The sequence below is a fragment of the Corynebacterium halotolerans YIM 70093 = DSM 44683 genome, from assembly GCF_000341345.1.
GTDB lineage: Bacteria > Actinomycetota > Actinomycetes > Mycobacteriales > Mycobacteriaceae > Corynebacterium > Corynebacterium halotolerans.
Genome location: NC_020302.1, coordinates 168,897 through 184,637 on the forward strand (window position 1 = coordinate 168,897; position 15,741 = coordinate 184,637).

Annotated in this window: 13 protein-coding genes; 8 read left to right on the forward strand and 5 right to left on the reverse strand. The window is 67.3% G+C overall.

All coding sequences use genetic code 11. The features are described from left to right. Positions 1 to 169: 169 nt before the first annotated feature. The 4 genes from A605_RS00760 to A605_RS00775 form a co-directional block, all read right to left on the reverse strand. Complete coding sequence (locus A605_RS00760; protein WP_015399594.1) at positions 170 to 1,246, reverse strand: tartrate dehydrogenase; 1,077 nt, start codon at positions 1,244 to 1,246, stop codon at positions 170 to 172. An 87-nt stretch (positions 1,247 to 1,333) separates the two neighbouring features. Beyond that, positions 1,334 to 2,224, reverse strand: a complete 891-nt coding sequence (locus tag A605_RS00765) for a LysR family transcriptional regulator (protein ID WP_015399595.1) — start codon at positions 2,222 to 2,224, stop codon at positions 1,334 to 1,336. Between the two features lie 217 nt (positions 2,225 to 2,441). Next, positions 2,442 to 3,155, reverse strand: a complete 714-nt coding sequence (locus A605_RS00770; protein ID WP_015399596.1) for a FadR/GntR family transcriptional regulator — start codon at positions 3,153 to 3,155, stop codon at positions 2,442 to 2,444. A 91-nt stretch (positions 3,156 to 3,246) separates the two neighbouring features. After that, positions 3,247 to 4,917: an L-lactate permease gene (locus tag A605_RS00775; RefSeq protein WP_015399597.1), complete on the reverse strand. Its 1,671-nt coding sequence runs from the start codon at positions 4,915 to 4,917 to the stop codon at positions 3,247 to 3,249. A gap of 223 nt (positions 4,918 to 5,140) precedes the next feature. Here A605_RS00775 and A605_RS00780 point away from each other — a divergent pair, with 223 nt between their 5' ends. From A605_RS00780 to A605_RS00805, 6 genes are all read left to right on the forward strand, one after another. Then, entirely contained in the window at positions 5,141 to 5,956 is an 816-nt protein-coding gene (locus A605_RS00780; protein ID WP_015399598.1) for a (Fe-S)-binding protein, read from the forward strand. After that, positions 5,953 to 7,608, forward strand: coding sequence for a lactate utilization protein B (locus A605_RS00785; protein ID WP_015399599.1), 1,656 nt, complete (start codon positions 5,953 to 5,955; stop codon positions 7,606 to 7,608). Before A605_RS00780 ends, A605_RS00785 begins: the two co-directional genes overlap by 4 nt. Further along, on the forward strand, positions 7,605 to 8,249 hold the full coding sequence (locus A605_RS00790; protein ID WP_015399600.1) for a LutC/YkgG family protein: 645 nt from the start codon (positions 7,605 to 7,607) through the stop codon (positions 8,247 to 8,249). The genes A605_RS00785 and A605_RS00790 overlap by 4 nt, the downstream gene beginning before the upstream one ends. 204 nt (positions 8,250 to 8,453) lie before the next feature. After that, a complete protein-coding gene (locus A605_RS00795; RefSeq protein WP_015399601.1) occupies positions 8,454 to 8,651 on the forward strand; it encodes a hypothetical protein in 198 nt (65 codons plus the stop codon). A 23-nt stretch (positions 8,652 to 8,674) separates the two neighbouring features. Beyond that, the gene (locus A605_RS00800; RefSeq protein WP_015399602.1) at positions 8,675 to 9,340 is read left to right on the forward strand and encodes a hypothetical protein; all 666 of its coding nucleotides are present in this window, start codon (positions 8,675 to 8,677) and stop codon (positions 9,338 to 9,340) included. 133 nt (positions 9,341 to 9,473) lie between these two features. Further along, on the forward strand, positions 9,474 to 11,597 hold the full coding sequence (locus A605_RS00805) for a plasmid pRiA4b ORF-3 family protein (protein ID WP_161607622.1): 2,124 nt from the start codon (positions 9,474 to 9,476) through the stop codon (positions 11,595 to 11,597). A 12-nt stretch (positions 11,598 to 11,609) separates the two neighbouring features. On the opposite strand, the gene A605_RS00810 is transcribed toward A605_RS00805, so the two are convergent. After that, the gene (locus tag A605_RS00810) at positions 11,610 to 12,779 is read right to left on the reverse strand and encodes an NAD(P)-dependent malic enzyme (RefSeq protein ID WP_015399604.1); all 1,170 of its coding nucleotides are present in this window, start codon (positions 12,777 to 12,779) and stop codon (positions 11,610 to 11,612) included. A gap of 476 nt (positions 12,780 to 13,255) precedes the next feature. Between A605_RS00810 and A605_RS00815 the strand changes: the two genes are divergently transcribed. Both A605_RS00815 and doeA read left to right on the forward strand, forming a co-directional pair. After that, a complete protein-coding gene (locus A605_RS00815; protein ID WP_015399605.1) occupies positions 13,256 to 14,515 on the forward strand; it encodes an aspartate aminotransferase family protein in 1,260 nt (419 codons plus the stop codon). Continuing rightward, positions 14,515 to 15,729, forward strand: coding sequence for an ectoine hydrolase (doeA, locus tag A605_RS00820; RefSeq protein WP_015399606.1), 1,215 nt, complete (start codon positions 14,515 to 14,517; stop codon positions 15,727 to 15,729). Before A605_RS00815 ends, doeA begins: the two co-directional genes overlap by 1 nt. Positions 15,730 to 15,741 lie beyond the last annotated feature (12 nt).

Genomic DNA, 15,741 nt, shown 5'->3' on the forward strand with positions numbered 1-15,741 from the left:
CTTTTCCAGCATGGCTTTCCATTCTCTGGGGGTGGCTCACCTCCACCCCCGCGGGGCCGGTGATGTACCTGATCAGCACAAGAGCCCGGGACAGAAAGTCGCCGGGCTCTGAAGTGGGTGGCAGGGGTTGGGTGTGGGTTTACTCAGCTCAAAAAGGAGGTGTGCGGGGTCAGGCGATACCGACGCGGGCATCGAGTCGGGCGAGGACCGCATGGGTGAACTCTTCCGTGCCTGCTGTGCCCCCGAGATCGCGGGTGCGGGTCTTGGTCAAAGCGCCGAATGCCGCGTCGAGCACCTCGGCGCCGGCCTCGGGGTGCCCGAGGTGGTCCAGCATCATGGAGGTGGACCAGATGGCACCCAGGGGATTGGCCACACCCTGCCCGGCGATGTCGGGGGCGGAGCCATGGACCGGCTCGAACATTGAGGGGAACTCCCGCTCGGGGTTGAGGTTCGCCGATGGGGCGACGCCGATGCTGCCGGCGACACCGGCAGCCAGGTCACTGAGGATGTCACCAAAGAGATTGGAGCCGACGATGACGTCGAAGCTGGCTGGATTCATCACCATCTTGGCAGCCAGGGCGTCGATGTGCTCCTGCCGCCATTCCACGCCCGCGTGCTGGCCGGCCCGTTCGGCGACCATCTCGTCCCAGAAGGTCATGGTGTGGATGATGCCGTTGGACTTGGTCGCCGACACCAGCTTCCCGCTGCGCGCGGCCGCGAGGTTGAAGGCGTAGTCCAGCACGCGCGTGACGCCGGTGCGGGTGAACACGGATTCCTGGACGGCGATCTCCTCGGCGGCGCCGCGGTGGACGCGCCCGCCGATCTCCGAGTACTCGCCCTCATTGTTCTCGCGCACGATGACCATATCCACTCCCTCGCCGATCACCTCAGGGCGCAGAGGGCTGGGCACTCCGTCGAGGACTTTGATCGGGCGCAGGTTGATGTACTGGCGGAACTCCCGGCGGATGGGGATGAGCAGACCCCACAGGGAGACGTGGTCGGGCACCCCGTGCCATCCGACGGCACCGAGGAGGATCGCGTCGTGGTGGCGGATCCGGTCGAGCCCGTCGGCGGGCATCATGGCGCCTTCGGCCGCGTAGCGCTGGCAGGACCAGTCGAACTCGTCGTAGGAGAACTCGATGCCGTGGCGGCGGCCGATGGCATCGAGGACGGCGCAGGCGGGCGGCAGGACCTCAGTGCCGATGCCGTCTCCGGGGATCAGGGCGATGCGGTAGCGATATGTCATGACTCCCATCACACTGCGCGAGGGCTGATATGTCCAAGACCAAAAAGCGGGCATCCTGATAGGTCTGAGGTATCGGCTTCGGCGCATTCACCCCGCGGAGTCGGCGTTGGCCACGTCCAGGAAGGCTTGGGCGGCTGGGCTCAGGGTGCCTGGCCGGTGCAGCAGCTCCACGGCCAGAACCTCCGGGATGTCCAAGGCCCGCACCGCCAGACCGCAGGCTTCCGCCTGCTCCCGGAACGCCTCGGCCACCACAGCCACACCTGCCCCGGACAGCACCAGGGGAAGTAGCGATTCGCGGTGTTCGATCTCCACCATCGCGCAGCTGCCCTCGGCGACGGAGAGGACGATATCGGCCGCTCGACGCATGCCGGTCCCCGGCTGCCCGACGATCAGGCGCGCCCCCGCCAGCTCTTCCGGGCGCAGAGGACCGGATCCGACGGGGAGGTCGGCAGCGTCGCGGGCCACACAGAGGTAGTGCTGGATCTCCACCGGATGGACGGCCAATTCCGCCGGTTCTGCTTCATTCGTCGGCCGGGCGATCAGGCCCAGCTCTGCGTCGCCGACCCGTAGGGCCGACACGACATCACTGCGGTGGGTCGCCGCCCGGACGGTGACGTGGATCCCCGGGTATTGCTGCAGGAAACGGCCGATCAGCGGCGCCAGTGGGCTGGCCGCCTGAGAGGAGGTGGAACTGATCACCAATTGTCCGCCCTTGAGCCCGCCGACGGCGTCCACTACTGAGCGGGCAAGTTCCACCCGTTGGAGCACCTCCCGGGCCGGTGGGATGAGCGCCTCCCCGGTCGGCGTGAGCACCAGTCGACGTCCCAGGCGGTGGAACAGGGGTGTGCCCAGGTCCTTCTCCAATCCGCGGATGACCTGCGAAATGGAAGGCTGCGCTACGAACAGTGCATCGGCCGCCCGGCGGACGCCGCCGTGGTCCACCACCGCCAGGAAATAGCGCAGTTGCCGCAGGTCCATTTCCTCCGCCTTTCATGGTCCGGCCCGGCTCCCCGCCGCGAAATGACGATTCCGGAGCGGGCGGTGCCGTCGATCATCCGGGAACTTCCGCAAATGACACAGTACTCAGCGCCGGGAAGGTGAAGAGCCGGAAGCGATGTCGTTAACTGTGCCGCACCCGCCGTCTCCTGCCGCGTGGATAAGCAGGCCGTGGACCAGCGGTACTCGGCGACAGCATCTAACTCTGATCACTGAGCCCAAAAAACCACACGATGTGCTCCCGCAGCGCCTCGGCAGCGTCCCCACCCCGACGCTCGCGCACAGCATCCAGAATCCCGCGGTGCTGGTCCTGCAAAATCCGGCTCACCTCCGACCAGTCGTCCAGCCCGGCCACCGTCTCCTGCACGTAGCTGATGGTGGCCTGGCGCAGTGAGCTCATGATTGTCTCCACCACCACGTTGCTGGCCAGTGAGGTCAGCAGGATGTGGAACTGGGCGTCGTGGGCGTGGAAGTCATCGGCCGGCAGGTCCGGATCGTCCATCGCCGACACCAGCTCCTCGGCCCTCTTCAGAATCTCTGCACGTTCCGGCGAGTCCGGTGCCCCAGCCGCCTCCAGGGCCGACTGCGTCTCCAGCAGCAGGCGGGTCTGCACCAGGTCGCGCACGGGCAGGGACTTCGTGGCCACGTGCATCCGCAGGGCCCAGGCCAGGGCGGCGGAGGGGTCGGAGATCACCACCGCGCCGGCCGCGGGGCCGGAACCGGTGGAGGAGCGGACCAGTCCCATGGCGTCAAGAATGCGGATCGCCTCGCGGACGGAGGCCCGGGAAATCTCAAACTTTTCTGCCAGTAACCTTTCGCTGGGCAGTTTGTCTCCCACGGAGATCTCCCCGGTCCGCAGTTGTTCCTCGAGCCAGTCGAGGACGATCGTGTACGTGCGGGGGGCGGGGGTCATGGGTCTCTCCTGGGGCTCGGGCCGGTCCCGTCCAGTGTAGGGAGCCCTGCGGCACCGCCCGGACGGCGAGGAGCCGGACAGCGCGCGGTCATCACAGGCTCGGCAGCATCCCGGACAGCACGTTGGACTGCAGGAACACCAGGGTGCACAACAGCAGGAGCAGACCGACGGACCAACCGACAACGGAGCGGAAGATAGCGGACTCCCTGCCCTCCATGCTCACGGCGGTGGCGGCGATCGCCAGGGACTGCGGGGAGATCATCTTGCCCACCACGCCGCCGGAGGTATTGGCGGCGGTCATCAGGTAGGGGTCCAGCCCGGTCTCCAGGGCGGCGGTCTTCTGCAGGTTGGAGAACAGCGCGTTGGCGGAGGTGTCGGAACCGGTCACCGCGGTACCCAGCCAGCCGAGGACGGGGGAGAGGAAGGCGAAGATCGCGCCGAGGCCGGCGACCCAGGTACCGATGGCGATGGTCTGCCCGGAGAAGTTCATGACGTAGGCCAGGGCCAGCACGCTCACGATGGTCAGGGCGGAGAACCGCATCTTGTAGAATGAGCGCCCGATCTCGGCCAGGGCGTTGCCGATGGTCAGCGGGAAGCGGCCATTACCGTTGAACACCGAGTAGATGACCGCCACGAGGATGCCGGTGAGCAGTAGCAGGGTGCCGGGGCTGGACAGCCACTGGAAGTTGTAGACCGTGCCGGAGATCGGCTCGCCGTCCTCACCGAGCAGGCGGCCGTCGAGACCCGGCCAGGGGATCGCGATGTCGGTGGCGGCCAGCGCGGCGGGGATGTCCGCACCGATCCGCCACAGCTTGGCCACGCCGAAGACGGCGACCACGAGGATATAGGGCAGCACGGCCATCCAGACCCGGACGGGCGTCAGGGCCTCGGGGGCCGGCGGCTTGTCGACGCCGAGGCGGTTGCGCAGGTCGTCGGCGCCCTTCGGCCGCCAGAACCGCAGCAGGACGACGGCCGCGCCCAGGCCGACCAGGGAGGCGACGACGTCGGTGAGCTCATAGGAGAAGAACGTGGCGGACCACCACTGAGCGACGGCGAAGGAGGCGCCGATGGCCAGGGCGGCGGGCCATGCCTCCTTCAAACCACGCACGCCGTCGATGATCAGCAGCAGGATGAACGGCACCATCAGGGCGAAGAAGGGGGCCTGGTGGCCGACGATGGCGCCGATGTGGGCGGGGTCCAGGTCGGTGAGCGCGCCGGCGGTGGTGATCGGGATGGCGATGGCGCCGAAGGCCACCGGGGCCGTGTTGGCGATGAGCACCACGGTGGCGGTCTTCAGCGGCTTGAGCCCCAGGGCCAGAATCATGGTGGCGGTGATGGCCACCGGTGCGCCGAAGCCGGCCAGCGCCTCGAGCAGGCCGCCGAAGCAGAAGGCGATGAGGATCGCCTGGATGCGCAGGTCGCCGCCGCCGATGGTGTCGAAGATGGTGCGCATGTCCTCGAAGCGGCCGCTGAGCACCGTGACCTGGTAGAACCACAGCGCCATGACCACGATCCAGACGATGGGGAACAGACCGAACACGGCGCCCTGGCTGGCGGAGAGGAATGCCAGCTCCCACGGCATGCCGAAGGCGAAGATGGCCACGACGAGCGCCACGGCCAGGGAGGTGAGGCCGGCGACGAAGGCCCGCGCCTTCACCGCCAGCAGCATGACGAAGAAGGTGATCAGGGGCAGGGTGCCGACGAGGGCTGAGAGGGCGAGGCTGCCCCCGACGGCGTCGGTCAGCGCGGTATAGGTGCTCACGCGGGTCTCCTGGGGTGGGCGACAGGGGAATTCCGACGGGCCGCCGGAGCTGTGGCCTGACCATTATGGTCAGGCCACAGCAGAATATATGGTTCAGGTCACACTTGCAATGAATTCGGGCATCTTTTCCCGCGATTGCGTGACGTCGCTCACCGTCCTACGATGGTCTGACCACAGGGGCCACGCACCGGCTCCGCTCCCTCTCCCGTTTACCGGAGGTCCCATGAGAATCGCTCTGTTCGCCACGTGCATCGTGGACGCGATGTACCCGCGGGTCGCCCTGGCCACCGTGCGCGTGCTCGAACGGCTCGGGCACGAGGTCATCTTCCCGCCCGGCCAGGGCTGCTGTTCCCAGATGCACGTCAACAGCGGCTACCTGGACGACGCCCTGCCGGTTGTCCGCAACCACGTGAAGGCCTTCTCGGCTGCCGACTACGACGTCGCCGTCGCCCCGTCGGGCTCCTGTGTCGCCTCCCTGGGCCACCAGCAGCCGATGGTCGCCCGCGCCGGGGGCGACGAGGCCCTGGCGCAGCAGGCCGAGGCCGTCGCCGACAACACCTACGAGCTGTCCCAGCTGCTCACGGACGTTCTCGGCGTGACCGACGCCGCCGAACAGCTCGGCTCCTGGTTCCCGCACACCGTCACCTACCACCCCTCCTGCCACGGCATGCGCCTGCTGCGCCTGGGCGACCGGCAGAAGGACCTGCTCCGCTCGGTCGAGGGCGTGCAGTTCACCGAGCTTCCCGACGCCGAGGAGTGCTGCGGCTTCGGCGGCACCTTCTCGTTCAAGGTGCCGGAGGTTTCTGCGGCGATGGCCGAGGAGAAGATCGACAATATCGTCGCCACCGGCGCGGGACTGTGCACCGGCGGCGACGCCTCCTGCCTCATGCACCTGGGCGGGGCCATGTCCCGCCGCGGTACCGGGGTGAAGACCGTGCACTTCGCCGAGATTCTGGCCGCCACCCGCGAGAACCCGCTCGACATCTCCGGCCCTGTGGAGTTGTCCATTCCCGCCACCACTCGAGGAGGTACCCGATGACCCACACACCACTGGGCATGCCGACCGTCCGCCCCGCCTACGGCCAGGGAAACCTGCACGCCGACATCGCCTTCCCCGAGGCCGCCAAGACCCAGCTGGGCAATGACCAGATGCGGGCGAATATCCGCCACGCCACCCACACCATCCGCGGCAAGCGGGGCCGGGTGGTCGGTGAGCTGCCGGACTGGGCGGAACTACGCGACGCCGGTTCCGCGCTCAAACAGCAGGTGATGGCGAACCTGCCGGAACTGCTCGAGGAGTTCGAGCGCAACTTCACCGCCCGCGGCGGCACTGTTCACTGGGCGCGCGACGCCGCGGAGGCCAACCGCATCGTCGGCGAGCTGGTCCAGGCCACCGGCTCGGAGGAGGTCATCAAGATCAAGTCGATGGCCACCCAGGAGATCGACCTGGAGCACCACCTGAACGAGCTCGGCATCACCGCCACCGAGACCGACCTGGCGGAGCTGATCGTCCAGCTCGGGCACGACAAACCCTCCCATATCCTGGTCCCGGCCATCCACCGCAACCGCAACGAGATCCGCGACATTTTCCTGCAGGAGATGCCGGAGGCCGACGAATCGCTGACCTCCGAGCCCCGTGACCTCGCTGAGGCGGCGCGCAGGCACCTGCGGGAGAAGTTCCTGTCCACCTCCGTGGCCGTCTCGGGCGCGAATTTCGGCATCGCCGAGACCGGCACGCTCACGGTCGTGGAGTCCGAGGGCAATGGGCGGATGTGCCTGACCCTGCCGGACACGCTGATCACCGTGATGGGCATCGAGAAGCTCGTGCCCACCTTCGCCGACCTCGAGGTCTTCCTCCAGCTGCTGCCGCGCTCGTCCACCGGCGAGCGGATGAACCCCTACACCTCCATGTGGACCGGGGTGACCCCCGGCGACGGTCCGCAGAACATGCACGTCGTGCTGCTGGACAACGGCCGCTCGGCCGTGCTCGACGATCCGGACGGCCGCTCCGCCCTGCACTGCATCCGCTGCTCGGCGTGCCTGAACGTCTGCCCCGTCTACGAGCAGACCGGCGGGCATGCCTACGGCTCCACCTACCCCGGCCCGATCGGTGCGATCCTCTCCCCGCAGCTGACGGGCATCACCTCCGCGGAGAACGCCTCGCTGCCGTACGCGTCCTCGCTGTGCGGTGCCTGCTACGACGTCTGCCCGGTGAAGATCAACATCCCCGAGATCCTGGTGCACCTGCGCGACGAGGACGTGCGCACCAAACACGGCCAACGCCCCACTGCGGACGCCGAGCCGGCACCGGGGGAGGATCATGGCTCGTACGACTCCGGGAATTCCGAATCCGGGCAGTCCGGCCCCGGTCGGCTGGGCAAGCTCCGGGACAGGCTGCCGCAGGTACCCTCCGAGATGGACGTGATGATGAAGGGGGCGTCGTTCGTGATGTCCTCGGGACGCCGGATGTCCCTGGCCGAACGCGCCCTGCCCCTGGGACGCGTGGTGGCCGGGCGGGACCGCGCCATCGGCTGGCTGCCCGGCATGGCCGGCGGCTGGACCGACGAGCGCGACCTGCCGGCCCCGCCCCGCCAGTCCTTCCGCAACTGGTGGGCCGAGCATTCGGGGGAGACCGAACAGCGCGTGGACCGGGACGGCGGGGCGCGAACGACCCAGGAGGAGAACAAGTGAGCACCGACGCCAAAGCAGAGATCCTGGGCCGACTGCGCAGCGCGCTGAACGACGCCCCAGCCGTGCCCGAGGTCGCACGCACCTACCGGCGGGCCTCGCAACGCGCCGCCGACGAGGTCCTGGCGATGCTCGAGGACCGGCTGGTCGACTACAAGGCCGCGGTCTACCACGAGACCGTCGACACCCTGCCCGGCCGCATCGCCGCCCTGCTGGGGGAGTCCGCCCGCTATGTGGTCCCCGAGGGGCTGGACGCCGCCTGGCTACCGGCGGACACCGCCGCGCGCCGCGCGATCGTCGAGCCCCGCGATGAGCGCGACGGGGCGATCCTCAGCGTGCGCGAACTCAACGCGGTCGACGCCGTGCTCACCTCATCCACCGTCTCCTGCGCGGAGACCGGCACCATCTTCCTCACCGGCCGCCCCGACGAGGGGCGTCGCGCCATCAGCCTGGTCCCGGACCACCACATCTGCGTGGTGCCCGTGGACTCGGTCGTCGAACTCATCCCCGAGGCGCTGGCCCAGGTGGAGCCGACCGCCCCGATCACGATGATCTCCGGGCCGTCGGCGACCTCCGATATCGAGCTCGAGCGGGTCGAAGGGGTGCATGGTCCGAGAAGGCTGGATGTGGTGCTGCTGGGGTAGAGGGGGCGATGTGCGCTGAGGAGCTGTTTCTTCGACGGCGTGCTCGCGGCCCCGAGGTTTCTTGCCGTTCTTATTTCCACGCTCCACTCTGAGAGAGGTGCACCGACGGGGCAGGAGACCATCCCGGTACCAGCTGTGTCGCCCAGAGAATTCTTGAATTATGATCAGAAGCGACCTGATGAATCGGTGACGAGAGGAGGACTGATGTCGGCACCGCTGTTCCGTCCCCAGAGCACTGCTGAGCTGAAAGCGCGCCGAGATGAGCTTCTGGCGAAACTTGCTCCCCGCACCATCCAGGATCTCCTTGCGCTCCAGTCGATCGACTTCCTTGACCTGAATGATGAGGCCATTCTCAACGAGTACATGAGTCTCAGCTACGTTATCGGGGATGAAGCGGCTTGACCCCGGAAGAATTTTCCCGCGAGGTGACTTCCTTCGTGGAGGAGATTCTTCATCTTCTGGAGGCGTGTTTTCCTGACCACGCCGATGTTGAGTTCCCTGTGGTCAATGGAGAGACTTTTCGCGCCTCTGTTTCCATTAGCCTCAGACTGAGCTCTGCCGGCTCGCCCTCGAAGCCGGGAGAACTGGTCATCCGATACAAGATGTCCCTGAACCGATCTCGTACCGAACTGGCGATTCAGGAGAGCAGCTTCCAGATCCGGTATGTGCAGAAAAGAAAAGTACTCCCGGTCGTCCGCTTTGAGTACGAGCGTGAGGCCAGGAACAAGCCGGTTTCCCATATCCACTTTCACTCCGACTCGGTGCCACTTGCATTGCTTCTCCAACGGAATAAGCAGGTGGACAAAGCGTTTCACCAGGCCGACCTCCACTACCCGATGGGAGGGCACCGGTACCGTCTCTGCCTTGAAGATGTAGTCCAGTTGGCCATTGAAGAACTCGGTTTTCTCGGCGAGGCGGATTGGCTGGATCACGTTGAAGAAGGACGTGAAAAGTACCGGATGAAGCAGGAGGGGGCGGTCATCAGGCAGAATCATCAGCTGGCGGCAGAGATTCTCAGCGGACTCGGTTACCCGGTGGGAGAACCTCCCGAAATGACGAAAGAGCTCCCTGGCCCGCTCCACAGCTGGTAGAGACCGGGGCGACTGTGGCAGACGGTCGAAGCTGATGCGGCAGTTCGACTGCAGGAGCGGGAGGCACCCCCATCATCAAAAGTCTGCGGGCTCAATTCTCCCCACATCGGCTCAGCCCCGGTACCGTGAAACCGTGACTGACTCCGTGATTGATCTTTCTGCCCGACGATCCAACCGGAACTGGACGCTGCTCCGCCTGGAGTCCACGGCGCTGAGTGAACCGTTGGCGCGGGAGTTCCTCGTTGATTCCAGTCTGCCGGCTATGCAGGTGGTCGACCTGCTCGCGGTGGGGATGGGATTCACCCCCTCGCCGACGACGGTGCTGGAACTGCGGAGACCCGCCGGTTCATCCCGTTACGCCGCACGAGGTGAGTACCACTTCGACAGTGACAGCCTCTGGGACGTCACCGGCATGGAGTTCTCCGAGGTGCTGCACGGCGCCGAACAGAGCGGTGCTGAACTTAGGCTCGACCTCGTCCCCGCCAAGGGGTGGCGGTTCATCCTGCAGACTCGTACACCCGCCGACACTGAACTCGACGCTGCCGCCGGGCCCTTCAGCCCGGTCGATGAGAGTCTCCCGCTGTTGAGCGGGGACGTGTCGGTGCCGGTCTATGAGGCGGTCACCTGGGCCAGGGCCGGGGAACCGGTTCCGCCGCACCTGCAGATGGCCCTGCTGCGCGATTCCGAGGTCGCGGAGGTGCTCCTGCCCCGCGAGTTCAACGTCCGCGAACGGATCCACAACTATTTCCGCCTGTCCGGCGAGGATCTGGTGTTCCCCTGGTTCGGATTGCTGGAGACCTACGCGTCCCGCTCCCCGTTGCCGGTGGCCGCACTGGAGCTGCTGAACGTCCTGGAGCAGCGCGGCCCGGCGAAGGTCCTGAAAAACGGCCGGCTCTCGCTGCCCGACACCCGGAAAGTGGTGGGCGACAGCGCCTTCTTCGCGGAACAGTGGGCGCAGGTGCCCGCTCCGATCTTCGGGAACCGGGAGCTGCGCAGCGCCGATGACGTCCCCGGTCTACCGGAAGCCCTGGACACGCTCCACGACGTCGGACTGGTTCAGGTGGACGGCCAACGGCTCACGGTGTCGGAGAACCTCCCCGGTGATCAGCCGGAACAGACGCTTGACCGGGACCGCGCGCTGATCGTCGAGCTCTTCATGGCCGACATCACCTCCGGGCGTATCGCCCAGGACTTCGCCACCGGGTACCCGGTCCCGGAGCAGATCCTCAAACCCCGTCCGGACGCCCGCTTCTCCCTGGAACCGGGTCCCGCGGACTTCCGCTTCGACTCCTACACCGACGATCCGGCCGTCAAGAGGCTTCTCGACGCCGTGATGTCCGCCGTCAACCCCTGGGGTTCCCCGCTGGAGGACGACCTCCCGGAGGACGGCTTCGTCATCGGTGACCCCGCCGTGGACGCCCAATTCGATGAAACCGGCTTCTCCGATGAGGTGAATCGGCAGATTCGGCAGTTCCGGGAGATGTTCGTGGGCCCCGACGACGCCGAGGAGGACCCCACACCCCCGGCCACCACCGGCGGCGGGAGCCGGAAACCGCCGCAGGGCTTCATGCCGCTGTTCTCCCAGGCCGAGCAGCTGGACGATTCCGTGCTGCCGGGACGGCGGACCAGCCCGGACAACCACGATCTGGCCGGCGAGGTCGACCACATCGAGTTCGAGATCGCCCTCGACGGCGTCAAACCCCGCGTCAGTCGGGTGATGCAGCTGCCGGTCGCCCTCGACGGTGACCGCGCCATGCAGTTGATCATCGTCTTGTTCGGGTGGGAGCTGAGCCACCTGTACGACTTCTCCCTGCCCAAGCCCGGTGCCCGCAACAGCAACGACAGGTTCGCGCTGTACCCGGACCTCCCGGAATTCGAACCCGTCCTTGACTACCTCTGGGCCAAGGATGTGGAGCTGGGGCAGGTGCTCACGCCGGGCGGGCCGACCGTACGGCTGGCGTACGACTACGGTGACGGCTGGATCATGCGGCTGAAGCCACGCAAGATCGTGACCCGGCAGGCCGGTTCCCATATTGTGCGCGCGAGCAAGGCCTGCCCACCGGAGGACGTCGGGGGTCCCGGCGGTTACGAGCTGATCCGCGAGATCCTGGCCCAGGGCCCGGAGAAGGCGGCAGCAGCGGATCCGTGGCTGGATCTCGACTGGGCGCAGGAGCTGGCGGAGATCTGGCAGGGACTGGACGTTGATGCGCCACAGTTCGGACCGGGGACCTATCCGCTGCGGCTGGAGGAGCTGTAGGGCCTCGGAGCTTTACCCCTGTGCGGCCGCCTGCACCGCAGCACTGACCGCCGGGGCCACCCGCGGATCCAGCGGGGAGGGCACGATCCGCCCGGCGTCGAGATCTTCTGCGGCGATCTCCGCGATGGCGCGGGAGGCCGCCAGCTTCATCTCCGGGGTGATCGCCGTGGCGTTCGCCGCGAGGGCGCCGTGGAAGATGCCCGGGAAGGCCAGGACATTGTTGATCTGGTTCGGCAGGTCGCTGCGGCCGGTGGCCACGATGGCACCGTAGCGGCGGGACAGCCCGGGGTCGATCTCCGGGGTCGGGTTGGCCAGGGTGAACAGGATCGGCTCCGGTGCCATCAGCTTCAGTGCCTCCTCGCCGATGCTGCCGCCGGAGACGCCGATGAAGGTGTCGGCGCCGGTGAAGGCCTCGTTGACGCCGCCGGTGACCCCGCGCGGGTTGGTCTTGGCCGCCAGCTCCTGCTTGACCGGGGTGAGATCGCCGCGGTCGGCGTGGATGACGCCGCGGGAGTCGAGGACCACAATGTCGCGGGCGCCGGCGTCGAGAAGCATGTCCACGGCAGCCACGCCCGCGGCGCCGGCGCCGGAGATCACGATGCGCAGCTCGGCGAGCTCCCGCTGCAGCAGCGCGACGGCGTTGCGCAGGGCGGCGAGGATGACCACGGCGGTGCCGTGCTGGTCGTCGTGCATGACGGGGATGTTCAGCCGTTCGATCAGCTTGCGCTCGACCTCGAAGCAGCGCGGGGCGGAGATGTCCTCGAGGTTGATGCCGCCGAAGGAGGGTGCCAGCGCCGCGATCGTGTCCACGAGCTCGTCGACGTCGCGGACGTCGAGCACCAGCGGCACCGCCTTCAGACCGGCGAAGGAGCTGAACAGCTGGGCCTTGCCCTCCATGACCGGGAGGGAGGCCTGCGGGCCGATGTCGCCGAGTCCCAGCACCGCGCTGCCGTCGGAGATGATCGCGACGGTGTCGCCGATTCCGGTGTGGGTCCGGGCCACGGCGGGTTCCTCGGCGATCGCCTGGCAGACGGTGGCCACTCCCGGGGTGTACGCCAGCGAGAGGTCGCGCATGGTCCCCAGGGGGCGTGCCGAGGCGATCGAGAGCTTGCCTCCCTCGTGGGCGGCGAAGATCTCTTCGTCGGTCAGTGCTCGGGCGGTCTGGGTTTCGAGAGTGGTCATAGGATCAGCCTTGCGCGTCAGTCGGTTTATGGAACAAACGAATAACATACAGGCACTCGGCTGTTCTCTAGGTGAAATGATTGTGCGGTTAGCGAACTTTTTGCTGATCAGCGAGGATAACTTTGCAAAGGTTAGCTTTGCATGAATAAAAATCTGAGCAGCCACTACGTGGGGCGAGGGTGAAAATGGGGGAGGGGGCCGGGTTTTTCGGTGGATCAGTTGGGTTCACCCCTGGGGTTCGGCTTTGTCTGGTGCGCGGGTCGTCTCCGGCGCGGCCGCCGTGGCGCGGCAGGGGCTGATAGATGGGGGCTGGCGATTTTTTAGTGATTTGGAACACAAATAATCACGTACCCACTAGGGTGACAATCACCGGCCCAGGCCGGTCCCAACTGAATACCGAGGTCGTCTGACGGCAAGCCCCAGCACCACGTCCGTACCCCCGACACTCGCGCACCCGCGAGAGTTAGGCCTCCACCATGGACACCACCATTTTTGAGCACCACGAGTCCAGTATCCGCGGCTACTGCCGCAACTTTCCGACGGTGTTCGCGTCGGCCTCCAACGCGCGCCAGACCGCGGAGGACGGCACCTCGTACATCGACTTCTTCTCCGGCGCCGGAGTGCTGAATTTCGGGCACAACAACCCGCGGATGAAGGAGGCGATGATCGAGTTCCTCCAGTCCGACGGCGTCGCCCACAGCCTGGACACCTACACCACCACCAAACGCGACTTCATCCAACGTTTCCACGAGGTGGTGCTCGCCCCCCGCGGCATGGACCACCGTCTGCAGTTCATGGGCCCCACCGGATCCAACGCCGTCGAGGCCGCCCTGAAACTGGCGCGCCTGAGCACCGGGCGCCGCGAGATTGTGGCCTTCAGCCACGGCTTCCACGGCATGACCCTCGGTTCCCTGGCCGCCACCGCCAACCACGCCTTCCGCCAGTGGGCGGGCGTGCCCCTGACCGACGTCGTGCGCCTGCCTTTCGAGACCGCGCCCGGCGGCCGCACGGCCATCGCCGAGTACGCGGCGTCGCTGCGCGACACCTCCAGCGGCAACACCCCGCCCGCCGCGTTCCTCGTCGAGCCGGTCCAGGCGGAGGGCGGCGTCAACGTGGCCAGCCGCGAGTGGCTGCACGAGGTGCAGGACCTCGCCCGCGAGGTCGGGGCACTGTTCATCATCGACGACATCCAGGCCGGCATCGGCCGTACCGGCAGCTACTTCTCCTTCGATGACATGGACCTGGATCCCGACATCATCACCCTCGCCAAGGGGCTCGGCGGCTTCGGCACCCCGATCGCGATGAACCTCAACAAACCGGCCGTCGACGACAACTGGTCCCCCGGGGCGCACACCGGCACCTTCCGCGGGCAGGGGCTGTCGTTCATCGCCGGCACCGTCGCGCTGGGCTACTTCACCGACGAGGCCTTCCTGGCAGGGGTGCGGGACAAGGGGCAGGTGATGCGCGAGCGCCTCGAGCGCATCGCCGCCGACCATCCGGACCGGGACTGGGAGGTCCGCGGACGCGGGATGATGCAGGCGCTGGACACCGGCGACGGCGCCTTCGCCAAGCAGGTGCAGGCCGAGGCGTTCGACCGCGGCCTGCTGATCGGCCCCTGTGGCACGGGCGGGCAGGTGATCAAGCTGATCCCGCCGCTGACCATCGGCGAGGACGACCTGGCCGAGGGACTCGACCTGTTCGAGCAGGCCATCCGCGCCGCCCAGGCGGTGACCTGATGCGCTACCGCGATGACATGACATTCCCGGCCCACGAGTACGAGCGGCGGCTGCGGGAGCTGCGCGGGCGGATGGCGGAGCGCAGGCTCGACGCCGTGGTCATCTCCGACCCGGAGAACCTCATGTACCTGACGGACTACCAGACCACCGGGTACAGCTTCTTCCAGGCCTTGGTGGTCCCGCTGGACGACGAACCCGTGATGGTCACCCGGGCGCTGGAGGAGTCCAACGTCATCCACCGCACCTGGGTCGAACGGTCCCGCCCGTACCCCGACAACGGCGACGCCATCCGCGAACTGGTGAAGGTGCTCAAGGACCTGGGTCTGGGCGGGGCCCGGGTCGGATTCGAGCGCAACAGCTACTATTTCCCCGCCTACCAGCAGGACCGGCTGCACGACGCCTACGGCAACGGGCTCGTCGACTGCTTCGGAATCATCGAGGAGGGCCGCATCCGCAAGTCCGATGTGGAGATCGAGGTGATGCGCCGGGCGGCGGCAGCGGCCGAGGCCGGGATGACCGCGGGCCTGGAGACGGCCGTGGCCGGCGCCACCGAGAACGACGTCGCCGCCGCGATCTCCGCCGCCATGTTCCGCGCCGGCGGCGAGTTCCCCTCGGTCATGCCCTATGTGGCCTCCGGCCCGCGCTCGATGATCGGGCACTGCACCTGGGAGGGCCGCACCATCAGACCGGGGGAGCACGTCTTCCTTGAGGTCGGCGGCTGCTACCGCCGCTACCACACCGCGATGATGCGCACCGCGGTCAATGGCCACCTGACCGACTCCATGTACCGGGCCCAGGAGACGATGAAGTACGCGCTCGCCGAACTGCGCCGCACGCTGCGACCGGGCATGACGGTCGGGGAGGTCGACGACCTGGCCCGCGGCATCATCGACGGCAACGACGTCGGCGCCCGCCTGGTGACCCGCGCGGGCTACTCGATCGGGATCGCCTTCCCGCCGAGCTGGGACGAGGGCTACATCCTCTCGCTGATGTCGGGAGATCCCACCCCGCTTGAGCCGGGCATGACCTTCCACATCCTGCCCTGGATGTGGGGGGTCGACGGGGACAAGACCGTCGGCATCTCCGACACCGTCCGCATCACCGATGACGGCTGCGAGTCCTTCTTCACCCTGGACGAGGACTTCGTCGTCCATGAGGATCCCGCCGGGAGAACCCCTGCCACCGACGCCACCCGAACCGCTGTGAGCGGCTGAGAGGAGCACAGC

Bases quoted from the DNA above. Each gene is read 5' to 3' on its own strand.
- A605_RS00765 (WP_015399595.1), bottom strand. From the start codon at position 2,224: ATGGACCTGCGGCAACTGCGCTATTTCCTGGCGGTGGTGGACCACGGC.
- A605_RS00780 (WP_015399598.1), top strand. From the start codon at position 5,141: ATGAGAATCGCTCTGTTCGCCACGTGCATCGTGGACGCGATGTACCCG.
- doeA (WP_015399606.1), top strand. From the start codon at position 14,515: ATGCGCTACCGCGATGACATGACATTCCCGGCCCACGAGTACGAGCGG.
- A605_RS00815 (WP_015399605.1), top strand. From the start codon at position 13,256: ATGGACACCACCATTTTTGAGCACCACGAGTCCAGTATCCGCGGCTAC.
- A605_RS00795 (WP_015399601.1), top strand. From the start codon at position 8,454: ATGTCGGCACCGCTGTTCCGTCCCCAGAGCACTGCTGAGCTGAAAGCG.
- A605_RS00770 (WP_015399596.1), bottom strand. From the start codon at position 3,155: ATGACCCCCGCCCCCCGCACGTACACGATCGTCCTCGACTGGCTCGAG.
- A605_RS00810 (WP_015399604.1), bottom strand. From the start codon at position 12,779: ATGACCACTCTCGAAACCCAGACCGCCCGAGCACTGACCGACGAAGAG.
- A605_RS00785 (WP_015399599.1), top strand. From the start codon at position 5,953: ATGACCCACACACCACTGGGCATGCCGACCGTCCGCCCCGCCTACGGC.
- A605_RS00760 (WP_015399594.1), bottom strand. From the start codon at position 1,246: ATGACATATCGCTACCGCATCGCCCTGATCCCCGGAGACGGCATCGGC.